General features: G+C 46.2%; 10 protein-coding genes. 9 read left to right on the forward strand and 1 reads right to left on the reverse strand.

The annotated features are described in order from the left end of the window. Nucleotides 1-249 precede the first annotated feature (249 nt). Nucleotides 250-1,803 carry a PucR family transcriptional regulator gene (locus tag C7U56_RS14535; protein WP_107001820.1) on the reverse strand — a complete coding sequence of 518 codons (1,554 nt, stop codon included), beginning with the start codon at nucleotides 1,801-1,803 and terminating at the stop codon, nucleotides 250-252. A 204-nt stretch (nucleotides 1,804-2,007) separates the two neighbouring features. Between C7U56_RS14535 and C7U56_RS14540 the strand changes: the two genes are divergently transcribed. From C7U56_RS14540 to C7U56_RS14580, 9 genes are all read left to right on the forward strand, one after another. After that, the gene (locus C7U56_RS14540) at nucleotides 2,008-3,195 is read left to right on the forward strand and encodes a metal-dependent hydrolase family protein (protein WP_107001821.1); all 1,188 of its coding nucleotides are present in this window, start codon (nucleotides 2,008-2,010) and stop codon (nucleotides 3,193-3,195) included. A gap of 39 nt (nucleotides 3,196-3,234) precedes the next feature. Next, nucleotides 3,235-4,644, forward strand: a complete 1,410-nt coding sequence (locus C7U56_RS14545) for a sodium:solute symporter family protein (protein WP_181357267.1) — start codon at nucleotides 3,235-3,237, stop codon at nucleotides 4,642-4,644. A 427-nt stretch (nucleotides 4,645-5,071) separates the two neighbouring features. Next, complete coding sequence (locus C7U56_RS14550) at nucleotides 5,072-5,290, forward strand: hypothetical protein (protein ID WP_107001823.1); 219 nt, start codon at nucleotides 5,072-5,074, stop codon at nucleotides 5,288-5,290. Nucleotides 5,291-5,701: 411 nt separating this feature from the next. Beyond that, the gene (locus C7U56_RS14555) at nucleotides 5,702-6,871 is read left to right on the forward strand and encodes an alanine dehydrogenase (protein ID WP_107001824.1); all 1,170 of its coding nucleotides are present in this window, start codon (nucleotides 5,702-5,704) and stop codon (nucleotides 6,869-6,871) included. 152 nt (nucleotides 6,872-7,023) lie between these two features. After that, on the forward strand, nucleotides 7,024-8,391 hold the full coding sequence (locus C7U56_RS14560; protein ID WP_022358860.1) for a sodium/glutamate symporter: 1,368 nt from the start codon (nucleotides 7,024-7,026) through the stop codon (nucleotides 8,389-8,391). Nucleotides 8,392-8,540: 149 nt separating this feature from the next. Next, a complete protein-coding gene (locus C7U56_RS14565) occupies nucleotides 8,541-9,995 on the forward strand; it encodes a sigma-54 interaction domain-containing protein (RefSeq protein WP_107001825.1) in 1,455 nt (484 codons plus the stop codon). A 110-nt stretch (nucleotides 9,996-10,105) separates the two neighbouring features. Further along, complete coding sequence (locus tag C7U56_RS14570) at nucleotides 10,106-10,978, forward strand: YitT family protein (protein WP_107001826.1); 873 nt, start codon at nucleotides 10,106-10,108, stop codon at nucleotides 10,976-10,978. A gap of 87 nt (nucleotides 10,979-11,065) precedes the next feature. After that, complete coding sequence (locus C7U56_RS14575) at nucleotides 11,066-11,803, forward strand: N-acetylmuramoyl-L-alanine amidase (RefSeq protein WP_338108875.1); 738 nt, start codon at nucleotides 11,066-11,068, stop codon at nucleotides 11,801-11,803. A 204-nt stretch (nucleotides 11,804-12,007) separates the two neighbouring features. Next, nucleotides 12,008-13,060, forward strand: a complete 1,053-nt coding sequence (locus C7U56_RS14580) for an L-threonylcarbamoyladenylate synthase (protein ID WP_181357271.1) — start codon at nucleotides 12,008-12,010, stop codon at nucleotides 13,058-13,060.

Here is a 13,060-nt window from a genome sequence, read left to right on the forward strand (position 1 = left end):
GAAAAGAGCATATAAAGTCAGAAAGCCCGGTGGAGACCGGAAGAAGCTGAAGCCGGAGCAGGAAGGTCTGAAAGTCGGGATACGGCTTATGGTGGAAGTGTATAGTTTATGACGGAAATAAAATGAACTCCTGGAGTGCAAAAAAAGCCCTCGCTGTGTGTGATACACAGTGGGGGCGTTGGTCAGATTCTTTGCATGGTATTTCATTCTTTAAGAAACGCTGCATGGTAAAGAAAAAGTGATTCAAAGTTAATGGGGGCAGAACCCATTAACACCAAGAATGAGGCAGCTAAGCCATATTTTATACAAATCCTCGCCTTCGGTAAGCTTTAACCCCGTAATTTCAATGATTTTTTGGATTCTGTAATTCATAGTGTTCCTGTGAATGTGAAGATGATTTGCTGCAGTTATTACATTGCGGAAGAAGAGGTAGGTTTGTAATGTATCTAAATAATCGGTTCCGAATTCTTGATCATAGGCCTGTAATCTGAGTATTTCTGGAAGGCAGAAATAGTTCGGCTGACTATATTTTTTCAAAGTGGAAACCAGGTAAGGCATATTGTATTCCTGAAATCGATAGATATTCTGCCTTGGATTCTGTTTCATTCCAATTCGTAGAATCTCTAAGGATTGTTCTACAGATGCACTAAATTCAATGATATTTGAAAAATGGTGACTGCAACCAGCGGCCAGATGATAAGTTTGAAAGAAGTTATCCAAGTTATTGGCAACTGATTCCAGATCTTTGGTTTCAAGAAGCAGATATAAGATATTGCCGATACAGACTGCTTTATAGGTTGGATAAATCATACCAAGATGATTTTTGTAAGCAGTGATGGAACGTTCTTGATTGTCCGATTGGTACGCATCCCGGAAGCCAATAGCCATGGTATAGAAGTGTTCTCCCGGAATCCAGCCAAATCCTTTTGCCCGTAAATTAAATTCTTCCTGATTGCGGATGCGTCCGGAAATAAGTTCAAATAGAAGATTTTCACGATAACTGAGTGCAAAGCCTATTTTATTTCGCTCTAATTCTAACGATAGGACGTTTGCTAAAATATCTAGTATTTGACAATCGCCGTCTTCAAAGGGACGTTTCTGTGGAATCACTACGATCCAGCCAAAATATCGGTGTTCAATAACAATTTTTACAATCAGACGTTCTTTCTTCTTCTGGTAATTAGAATGTTCAATAAAGGCATGTTCGGTTTGTTCGATACTGGGCAGAAGAGTTTTATAGTCGTATTTTTCGAATAGATCGGAGGTTACAAAATTGTGTTTGATGATGCATTGAATCAGTTCGTCATCAACTTTCTTTAGTTCTTTCAGATCAGACCAGTGAAGAACACGGGTGGATGTATCCGATAAAAATAAGGGGTTTTTGAGAAGTTCTGCACCTGTAGATAGGATGGTATTCACATCTTTACGGTTTATCAGGCATTGGCTGAGTTTGTAATGAGCTTCTTCAATTCGTCGCTCTACTTTTAGTATATGCTGCAGCTGGAATGTAAGCTCAGTTTGAACGGTAGGTTCAGCCAGCATAACATAGTTTTCGATCCAATCAGGGATTTCTGTGTCATCTGTGCCGTTCGGCAAAATGATCCAAAGTATATTTTGGTTGTCTTTGGGGATTTGAAGGCAATCATCAGAATGAATAATATATGCGGTAGCTTCTGTAAATGTTTCTCTTACAGGGAGGTTGTTTTGAACGTGAAAAATTGGGGAATCTGGATAGAGGATGCTTTCTTTTTTTAAAGCGTGATAAGCAGAAAGCTTTTGCATGAATGATAGGAATGATAGCATAAGGGACTCCTTTCTACTTGTGCATTCTGCACAAGATGTTTTTTTGATATTGTATCAGATATACGAAGTAATCAGTTTATATTTTTTTTATAATCTGTTCATCAAAATAATTATTCTTAATCCTCATTTTATTACATTATTTTGATTTTAGCTACGGATATTTATATTCAACATTGATTGAAAAATCAGGAAGGAGTTGGAAGTATGGAAGAATTCTATTTGGTTAATGGTAAAATTCTGGATGTAAGAACAGGAAAATTTATCAAGGCAGATTTAAAAATTACTGGTAAGCAAATTGCATCAGTTCAGGAAAAGGCGCCGACTGAAGCAAAGAAGGTGGACTGCAGTGGAAAATATCTGATTCCAGGTATTATGGATGCTCATGTGCATCTTGTATGGGAAGGAACAGCCAAGGACCCCATGTATGAGACTGTACGGGACGGAAACTATTTAAATTTTGCCAAAGGTGTTTCTTCGGCGGAAAAATCCTTAAAGAACGGGGTAACGACTGTACGCGATTTGGGCTGTAATGATGATTGCTCGATTCCTCTGGCAAGAGCTGTGAATATTGGACTGATTAAAGGAAGTCATATTGTTCCGGCGGGAAGTGCAATTCAAGGTTCCTATGGACATTGTCCGATGATTGGCTATATTGCGAATACAAAGGAGCAGTTGATTGATAAAATTAAACGTTTGAAAGGTTATAATATCGAGATGAGCATTCCACCCCTTCATTGGATTAAGATCATGGCGAGTGGAGGCGCAGCTGGATTGGAAGATGTAGGTCCATGTATGTATTCACCGGATGAGTTGAAGGCGATTACATATGAAGCACACCGTCTAAATATGAAGGTCGCAGCACATGCACTTTCACGAGATGCTATTTCAAAATGTATTGATGCCGGAATTGATACAATTGAGCACGGAGGTGCATTAGATGAAGAACTTCTTCATAAGATGAAAGAAAATGGGCAGGTGTGGGTTCCGACTCTGCAGGTATATAAAGAACTGGCTCGAGGAAAAGGAATGATCGCAGATGTTATCGTAGAGAAGGCATCAGCTGTTGAGGAAAATCAAAAAAAGGCTTTTTCAGCAGCCATGAAAATCGGTACGAAGATTGTTGCGGGAAGTGATGCAGGTTCTCCGAATTTCGGCCCGCACCCATCCATATTTAAAGAATTAGTTGCAATGCAGGAAAATGGAATGTCAGCTGCTCAGGTGATTCGCTGTGCAACTTTGGCTGCTGCGGAGGAACTTGGGGTGAAAGACAGAGGTGTTTTAGAAGAAGGAAAAATTGCAGACATTGTAGTTCTGGATGCCAATCCATTGGTAGATTTACATGCGTTTACAGAACATTTATCGGCGGTATATAAAGAAGGTCTTTTAGTATAGAATATGGAAAATGATATTGACATTAAAGGAGGATACATTATGCATGAATTAATTGCTCAGCCTAAAATGCTTCTGGTTGTTATTGTTTATTTAATTGCTCTGGTTGGAACGGGAGCTTATTTCGCAAAGAAAGCAGCTGTAAAAAAAGAAGGAAAAGAAGATTTTTTCTTAGCAGGAAGAGGCCTTGGAAAGATTGTAGCAGTTGGTACGATTTTGGCTACCTATACGGGTGGCGGTACAGTAACCGGTGGTGGAAACAGCCTAGCTTTTAATTATGGATTGTGGAGTGGTTTGTTTTTTACGATTTGCCCGGTTATCAGTATGAGTGTTTTATGTTATCTGACTCCTAAAATCCGGGAAAGCAACTGTTACACGGTATCACAGCTTCTTGAAACGAAATATGGTTCTAAAGCTAGAACAATATCAGCGGTTATCATAGCACTTGCGATGGTTTCTATCGTTTCTTATCAGTATCGAGGTCTTGGATTTATTTTAAACGCTACAACTGGTATTCCAACTACTTATTGTACAATAATCTGTTGTGCACTTGTTATTGTACTAGCCCTTTCTGGTGGATTGAAGACAGTTGCTACGACAGATGCAATGTCCGCATTTTTGATGGTAGGTGGCCTTGCAATTGGCTTACCGGTTCTGATTAGTACAGTAGGTGGCTGGGATTGGGTTATTTCTTCTGCACAGGCCAACGATCCGGAAAGCCTTACGTTCTTCGGCGGTCAGACGCTTCTTAAATGGGTTGGCGGATATCTTCCGCTGATTCTTCTGACTTGTTCCGATCAGAACTATTATCAGAGAATTGTTGCAGCGAAGGATGTAAAAACAGCTCGTGTTGGTCTGATGGGTACTATGCTTGCTTGCTTTGTTATTATGCCGGTTGTTGCATGCTATGCATTCATTTCACGTCAGTATTTTGGAACCAGTATTGCAGCAGGGCAGGCATTGATCGGTGCAGCAACGCTTCTTCCTACGATTATAGGTGGTATTGTACTTTCTGCAGCAGCAGCATTTACTATTACCACAGGTGATTCATACCTATTGTCTGCAGCAGCTAACTTCTGTATTGATTTATATAGCAAAATCAATCCGAATGCAACAGAGAAAGAAGAGCTTAAAGTCAGCCGTGCGTTCATTTTGATTGCAGGTGTTGTCGCTTATATTATTCTGACTTTCTTCCCATCGATTCTTGCAATTCAGTATTGGTCCTATACTATTTATGGAGCAGGAATTACACCGGCAGTTGTTGGAGCACTTGTATGGAAAAAAGCTACAAAAGCGGGAGGCATTTCATCTATGATTATTGGATGTGGATTAAGTATTATCTGGGAGGCAACCGGTTCTCCATTTGGATTACAGACAATTTTTGTTGCATTCCCGATTGCTTTGATTACATTAATTGCGGTATCCTTAGCTACACAGCCAAAAAGTGAATGAAGTTAATGGGGTCAGACCCCATTAAGCGTTCAAGATTTCTTGGAAGAAATACTTCAAAGACAACATCAAGGTATAAGAAAAGCAGGTGAGAGGATCTTAAATGGTTTGCTCACCTGCTTCCTTTTTTGCGGATGCAATGACCGAATCCGGCAAATCCATCTTTTGAACGGATGGACAATTTAGGACCATATACCTTGCATCATGGGTTCGGATATGTTACATTTATCATATCAAGCATATATTTTTCTTTGTAAACATTTCAAGTATATCTTACATTCCAATCTAATTATGAATCTGAGAAAATCTTATGCTTATCCAATTAAGTAACAATTGAAAAGCAGGAGATTTTCGATGGGTTTTGCTCTGACTGTGAGGTGATGGGAGTGTTACAAAGCAGAAGAAATTCTCCTGACAGAAAGGAGAATTTATGAAAAAAGGAACTTACGCAAGAGCAAGGCGGGATCACAAGGACACGTTATTTCGGATGATATTCAGTATGAGGGAAAGTCTGCGGAGTTTGTACAATGCAGTGAACCATTCGAATTATGCAGATCCGGCGGAACTGGAGCGCGTGGCGGTTCATCTGCGCGAGGGAAAGACGCTGACGGAGTCGCGAAAGCTGGCAGCGGCGGAAGTCGGGCAGTAGGAATTAAACTTGGTGCGAAAAAATAAAAAGTTTATCAGCGAAAGCGCAGAAATGAAAATGAGCACCCTGGAAACGAAAGACTCAAAAATCGGCATATGACTCAAACTTAAAATTTGAATGACTCATTTATGAGCACATAAAAGCTCATAAATGAGTCATTTTTGCGTTCTGAAAAGAAATGAGACAAGAACGGGTCATTCCTGGAAGGTTATCAAAAAAATAAATAAAAATTTTAATTCGACAAAAACCTTGTATTTACAAGGAAAACCTCGAATTTTTTGGAAAATAAAAAAGAAAAATATTAAATAAAATCGAAAAACGTAAAAGTTGGCACGGAACTTGCTGTATATATGAGTATCAAGCAAAAGTATCAAGCAAAAAGAAAAATATATTACATGGAGGGAACACATTATGAAAGTTGGCGTATTGAAAGACATCAAAGTAGGCGAGTACCGTGTCATCGCAACCCCGGCAGAGGTAAGCATGCTGGTAGGTGACGGCAATGAGGTTTACGTTCAGAAGGGCGCGGGCGAAGGTTCTGGATTCCCGGATGAGGCATATGTGAAAGAGGGCGCGAAGCTGGTTGATACAAAGGAAGAAATTTATGCAACCTGCGATTTCGTCGCAAAGGTAAAAGAGTTTGAACCGTGCGAGTACAAGCTGCTCCGTGAAAACCAGATCGTATTTACCTGCATCCATCCGGCAGCACATCCGGAGGAGGTACAGGCACTTCTCGACAGCAAGTGTATTGCATTTACCGCAGAAGATTCCCACCGTTACGGTTCACCGAACTGCGAGGCAGCTGGTAAGGCGGGCGCACTTTTTGGTCTGGAATCCCTGCTCTCCATCAACGGCGGCAAGGGCAAATTCGTCAACGGTCTCGGCGGTGCTCCGGGCGTTAAGGCGCTGGTCATTGGAGGCGGCGTGGTAGGACGCGCAGCAATCTCTGTTCTTCATGCGCTGGGCGCGTGGGTAACGGTTATGGATATTAATATCGGAACCCTGCGTGATATCGGAAAACAGTTCAATGAGGAAGTCAATACCCAGATTTCCAACCGTTATAATCTGAAAAAGATTTTACCGGAGATCGATGTCGTGTATAATTGTGTTAGATGGCCGAAGGATGCCAAAGAATACATGATCGACCGCGAGATGGTCCGCTCGATGGAGAAAGGTTCCGTTATCGTAGATATCAGCAACGATTATGGTGCAATCGAGACGTTCCATGAGACCACCCATGAAAATCCGCGCTACATCGAAGAGGGCGTCGTACATTATTGCGTAAGCAACATTCCGGGTGCAATTTCCCAGTCTACCTCGATCGCATACGCAGCATCCGTACTGCCGCACTTCAGAAGCATCATCAACAATGGCGTGGCGCAGGCATGTGCAAAGGATGGTTTCCTGCGCCGCAGCTTAACCACCTACAAGGGATACTTAACCCATGAGGAGACAAGTGCCATCCAGGGCAGACCGTGGGTTCGTCCGGAAGACATCTTAGAGATCGCAGATCAGAAACTGGATCTGGCTCCGTCGGCAACCAAGAGCCATTCGGATAACTTTATCAAATTAGAAAAGTGATTTTCAGATAAAGGATACCGGCAGAACGCTTTTCGTGAAACGTATGGGGATACGGATGAAAAGCGCTCTGCCATTTGAGGGGAGAATAGAAGCGCTTCCGGATGGGAAATAGCTGGAGGCGCATTTGATACAGAAGAATAGGAGGGGTATCTGTGAGTGTTACAGACATTTTAGTGGACTTTGCGATCGCATCGTTTTTTATCGCGGTTGGTCAGCTTTTACGTGCAAAAGTGCCGTTGGTACAGAAATTTTTCATTCCGCCAAGCATGATTGCCGGATTTATCGCGCTGGCACTCGGGGCGCAGGGACTGGGAATCCTGCCGTTTTCTGAAAATATTGGTTCTTATGCAAGTGTTCTGATTATCCTGATTTTCGCAGGTGTCGGAATTAATGGATTTTCTTTCAATAAGAAAGATTTTAAAGCGGAAATTGACCGGATTGGTTCTTATTTTTCCTATAAAGTGCTGGCACAGGCGATTCAGTTCTCACTGGCACCGTTGTTTAGTATTTTAGTAATTTCGAAATTATTCCCGAACATTAACTATGGCTTCGGTCTGCTGCTGGCAGCTGGTTTCTCCGGCGGACACGGAACGGCAGCGGCTGTTGGTACCGCGTTTGAGAGACTGGGTGATCTGGATGCAATGGATATCGCGATGACCTGTGCAACTGTTGGTATTTTATCGGGTATCTTTGGCGGTCTGTTCTTCATCAAGCTGGGAACGAAAAAGGGCTGGACCAAATATATGAAAGGCTTCAATCAGATCTCCGATGATCTGCGCTGTGGTCTGGTGCCCAAAAATGAGCGCAAGTCGATGGGCGAGGAAACTATTTCATCCAACGTCCTGGATCCGCTGGCATGGCATCTGGCAGTGATGCTGATCGCATCCGGTATCGGTGTGGGACTCAGCAAGGGAATCTATGCAGCGATCGGTCTGGATCTGCCGAATTACCTGATGGCATTTTTGACCGCGATCGTGATGTTCCTCGTTTTCCGAAAAGTCGGCGTCGGTGATTATATTGATGAAAATGTAGTGGGACGTATCTCCGGTACTGCGACGGATTATCTGGTGTTTTTCGGAATCGCTTCCATCAAACTGGCAGTTATCGTTAAATATGCAGCTCCGCTGGCACTTCTTCTGCTCTGCGGTATTGTAATCGTAGTGGCAACTCTGATGTTCTTTGGTCCGGCGATGAACCGCGGCAGCTGGTTTGAGCGCGCGATCTTCGTATTTGGCTATTCAACGGGCGTTTTTGCGATCGGCTTCATCCTTCTTCGAATCGTTGATCCGGAAAACCGCTCCAAGACGCTGAACGATACTGCATTTGCAGCGCCGTTTACAACTCCGGCAGAGATGTTTGCGTGGTCGATGGGACCGATGATGCTCTTAAATGGCAGCCATTGGAAGTTTATCGGCATCTATTTGGTAATCATGGCAGCATGCATCATCGCAAATATCGTATTTAAATGGTGGTGGCTGAAACTTCCGCTGGATCGCCCAGGTGTGGAGGAGATCGGATAAACTTGTCTTTGCCTGTTTCCTCTGATACACTTGGAACAGGTGTAAACATAACACCGTTGTCCGGCCGGATGAACGCAGATTCAAGTCGAACGTCCGTGAGACTTGGCGCGTGATTCCGGTCAGCGGTGTTTCAGACAGGGGAGAAATGCATGGAGTTTTTAAGACAGTTATTTCATGGAAAAGGATATATTGACGGAATCACGATCATCAACCTGGATGGCGAGATTCTGTTTTCAGCAAAGTTAAATAGTAAATTTTCAAACCGGAAAGAGAGAGAAGCTTACCAGGCGCTGGTGGGACAAAATTTTTTCGATGTATTTGAAAACCTGAACGCTAAGAACAGCAGCATGATCCGGGCGATGGAGGTCGGGCTGCCGGTTTACGTGGAAAATCAACTGCTTCAGACCAAGGGGCAGGAGGGCATCCATATCAGCTCTCTTTCGATTCCGATCAAGAGCGGGCGCGCCGTGGTGGGCGCGATCGATCTGTCGATGGAGGAGATGACAGACGGCGAGGAAGAGCCGGAGAGTGTGGAACTGACTTCGGAACAGATCCCGGTCGGCGGCGCTGGAAAGCTGAAAAAACACAGCGGCGCATCTTTTACGATGGAAGATATCATCGCAGTGGATGAAAAAATGAAAAATGCCAGAGACTATATACCGGTGGTGGCGGCGTGCGATCTGCCGGTTATGATCTATGGGGAAACGGGAACCGGAAAAGAGGTGTTTGCACAGTCGATCCACAATGCCAGTGAACGGAGGGATAAACCGTTTATCGCGCAGAACTGTGCGGCGCTGCCGGATACCTTGCTCGAAAGTATCTTATTTGGAACGTCCAAGGGCGCGTTTACCGGGGCAATGGAAAATAAGGGACTCTTTGAGCTGGCGGACGGCGGAACACTGTTTCTCGACGAGATCAATTCGATGCCTCTGTTTTTGCAGTCAAAGCTTCTGCGGGTTCTGCAGGACGGCAGTTTCCGCAGCCTGGGCGGCAGTGAGACGAAACGCACGAATGTGAAGATCATTGCGGCGACCAATGTGGAACCGCTTGAGGCGATCGAGAAAGGACAGCTTCGGCGCGATATTTATTATCGTCTGAGCATGATGTCGATCCGGATTCCGCCGCTGCGGGAACGGAAGGCGGATATTGGACATTTTGTCAAGTTTTATGTAAACAAACACAATGGCACGTTCCACAAGCAGGTTCAGTATGTGTCAAAGGATCTGCTAAAAAAACTGGAAGAATATGACTGGCCGGGCAATGTCCGGGAGCTGGAACACGTGATCGTTTACGGCATGAGCATGGTGGACGAGACGAGCGCCCTGCTCCAGTATAAAGACATCAAGGGAAAGCTTCTGCTGGAGAAGCAGGCGGACAGGAAAAAGGCGCCGGAAAGCCTGGAAGAAGTTCCAAAACTCTGCTCGTCGCTTCGTGAGGCGGTGGCTGCCTATGAGGAAAAACTGATTTGGCAGGCGTTGGAGGCGGCGCACGGAAATATATCTGAGGCAGCGCGGATTCTGGATGTGCCGAGGCAGACGCTGCAGAGAAAGGCGAGCCAGCTGCGGGGCGAAAAGGCGAAGGAAAAACAGGAAAAAGAAATCTGAGCGATGGAGGATAGATACGGAAAATTGAGGACGATGCGGGAAGCAGAACCAGCAGAATCAGCCCGGAAAGGATGGAACGCTCAGACAGAATAACAGGAGGAAATGCAGAAATGGAGAAATACATTGGAAAATATTCTGTAAAAGATTTTTTATATCTGATTCTGGGCGCATTTATCTACAGTATCGGCACGCACAGCTTTATTGAGACGGCGAATATTGCGCCGGGCGGTGCGGTCGGCGTGGCACTGATGTTAAACCATGTGACGAACCTGCCGGTCGGACGGCTGACACTGATGGTCAATGTGCCGCTTTTAATATTGGCGTGGTTTCATTTGAGCCGTGCCTTTGCGCTGCGGACGGCGTTTGCGTGCGGAATCTGTTCGGTGGTGCTTGACTACGTGATCGCCCCGGTCTTTCCGGTTTATATGGGCGACCAGCTTATGGGAAGTCTCTACGGCGGCATTCTGGTCGGCGTCGGCATGGCGTTCATCTTTCTGTCCGGTTCGACGACGGGCGGCAGCGATGTGGTCGGCTACCTGCTCCAGAAGAAATATCCGCATGTCTCGATCGGGCGCGCCCTGATGATGATCGATGGAATCATCCTCTCCACCTCGATCTTCGTCTTTGGAAATGTCGATGCGGCACTGTTCGGACTGATTTCCCTGTACGCGCAGACGAAGGTCATCGACATGATTATCTACGGAAATGATGCCGGAAGCGAGGCGTCGATCGTGACGAAATACCCGCAGAAAATCGCAGAACGTGTCATTAAGGAAATTGACCGTACGGTAACGCTGCTTCCGGGCAAGGGCGGCTACAGTGGCGAGGACACTACGGTGGTTTTATGTACCGTCCGCAAAACGGAGTTCAATCGTTTAAAACGCATTATTGCGGAGACGGATGAGAATGCGTTTGTGATTGTGAAGGAAACCTCGGGCATTTTTGGACTTGGGTTTAAGGATGTAGCGGAGGCACAGCAGTAGGAGCCGGGATTGGAATTAGAAAATAGCGGGATATGCCGCGAACAAGGCGAATATAGATATCATAAGAATGCATCAGGAGCGGTGCACTTGAACGAATGGTTTGAAACACACCCGTTTCTAAAACAAATGCGAAGGCGGCTGTCAGTGGAATTGGCAGTCTGCCTTCTTTTATTTTGCAGCGTCTTTCTGGCGGCACGGTATGCGGGGCTGGCGTCAGCGGGGGCGGACGCTGTGCTTGGGAAGAAAAAGCCGGTTGTTTTCTTGGACGCCGGACATGGGGATTTTGATCCGGGAAAGGTGAGTGTGGACGGAAGCCTGGAAAAGGACATCAATCTGGCGATCGCGAAGCGCCTGAAATGGTATCTGGAGCAGTCGGATGTGGAGGTCGTGATGAGCCGGGAGGATGACCGGGGACTTTACGATACGTCAGCCGGAAGCCGGAAAATGTCCGACATGAAAAACCGCTGCGCCCGCGTCGAGGAATCCGGCGCGGATTTGGTCGTCAGCATCCACCAGAACAGCTACCACCAGGAGGACGTATCCGGTGCGCAGGTATTTTATTACCGGAAGTCAGAGAAGGGGAAACGGCTGGCGGAAATACTGCAGAAGCGCTTCGACTATGCGCTGGGAGACCAGAACCGCAGAAAAGCCAAACCGAATGACAGCTATTATCTCCTGCTCCACGTCAAATGTCCGATTGTCATCGTCGAGTGCGGATTTTTGTCTAACTGGAAAGAGGCGGCACTGCTGAAAACAGAAGAATATCAGGACCGCGTGGCGTATACGCTGCATATGGGGATTATGGAGTATCTGAATGGGCGCTGAAACCTTGAACTGGCGAGGAATCTTGTGTATACTAGGAGTACTTAGCGAGGTATTTTCGAGCTTAGTACGAGTCATGCCGCGCATACTAGGAGTACTTAGCGAGGTATTTTCGAGCTTAGTACGGAAGATAGATTTATTCATTGTAAGATAGTAGAAAGAAGAATCAATATGCAAAACGAAACCAAAAAAGAACTTCACACCCAGATGTGGAAGATAGAAAATCCAAAGGACTTTACGGCGCATGACCGGGAGGTGCTTGAGAAGGCGGCAGCGATCATCCGCGCGGGCGGTCTGGTGGCATTTCCGACGGAAACGGTGTACGGATTGGGGGCGAATGCGCTGGATGAGGCGGCAGCGAAGAAGATTTATGCGGCGAAGGGACGCCCATCTGACAACCCGCTGATCGCGCATGTGTCCTGTCTGGAGGAGATCGCGCCGCTGGTATCGAATATGCCGGAAAATGGCAAAAAGCTTGCAAAGGCATACTGGCCGGGACCGATGACGATGGTATTTCCTAAGAGCGCGATCGTGCCGTATGGAACGACCGGCGGGCTTGACACGGTGGCAATCCGGATGCCGTCTGATCCGATCGCGGCAGAGTTAATCCGTCTGTCCGGCGTGCCGATCGCGGCTCCGAGTGCGAATACATCGGGACGCCCAAGCCCGACGCGTGCGGATCACGTGCTTCAGGATATGGACGGAAAGATCGATGCGATCATCGACGGCGGTCCGGTTGGAATTGGTCTGGAATCGACGATCGTGGATGTTACGGAGGAAATGCCGATGGTTTTAAGACCGGGTGCGATTACCGTGGAGATGCTGCGTGAAACGGTCGGGGAAGTCGGCATTGATCCGGCGATTTTAGGACCAGTCAGCGCGGACGTGCGCCCGAAAGCACCGGGAATGAAATACCGCCATTATGCACCGAAAGCCGATCTGACACTGGTCGAGGGCGAGACGGAGGCAGTTGTGGAGACGATCAACCGCCTGGCAGGCGAAAAGCTGGCAGAAGGGCGCAAGGTTGGAATTATCTGCACGGACGAGACGAAAGACCGTTACCCGGCGGGGATGCTGGAAAGCATCGGTGCGCGGGCGCGTCAGGAGACTGTTGCACACAACCTGTATGCGGTTCTGCGGGATTTCGACGATCGTGGCGCGGAATATATCTTTTCGGAAGGATTTTCGGAAGACAATTTAGGACGGGCGATTATGAACCGGCTCAATAAGGCGGCTGGCTATCATATTTTGAAGGTGTGA

Source organism: Clostridium fessum (assembly GCF_003024715.1).
GTDB lineage: Bacteria > Bacillota > Clostridia > Lachnospirales > Lachnospiraceae > Otoolea > Otoolea fessa.

Excerpts from the sequence above, each read along its gene's own strand:
- C7U56_RS14540 (WP_107001821.1), top strand. The coding sequence starts at position 2,008 with ATGGAAGAATTCTATTTGGTTAATGGTAAAATTCTGGATGTAAGAACA.
- C7U56_RS14570 (WP_107001826.1), top strand. The coding sequence starts at position 10,106 with ATGGAGAAATACATTGGAAAATATTCTGTAAAAGATTTTTTATATCTG.
- C7U56_RS14545 (WP_181357267.1), top strand. The coding sequence starts at position 3,235 with ATGCATGAATTAATTGCTCAGCCTAAAATGCTTCTGGTTGTTATTGTT.
- C7U56_RS14535 (WP_107001820.1), bottom strand. The coding sequence starts at position 1,803 with ATGCTATCATTCCTATCATTCATGCAAAAGCTTTCTGCTTATCACGCT.
- C7U56_RS14580 (WP_181357271.1), top strand. The coding sequence starts at position 12,008 with ATGTGGAAGATAGAAAATCCAAAGGACTTTACGGCGCATGACCGGGAG.
- C7U56_RS14565 (WP_107001825.1), top strand. The coding sequence starts at position 8,541 with ATGGAGTTTTTAAGACAGTTATTTCATGGAAAAGGATATATTGACGGA.
- C7U56_RS14555 (WP_107001824.1), top strand. The coding sequence starts at position 5,702 with ATGAAAGTTGGCGTATTGAAAGACATCAAAGTAGGCGAGTACCGTGTC.
- C7U56_RS14550 (WP_107001823.1), top strand. The coding sequence starts at position 5,072 with ATGAAAAAAGGAACTTACGCAAGAGCAAGGCGGGATCACAAGGACACG.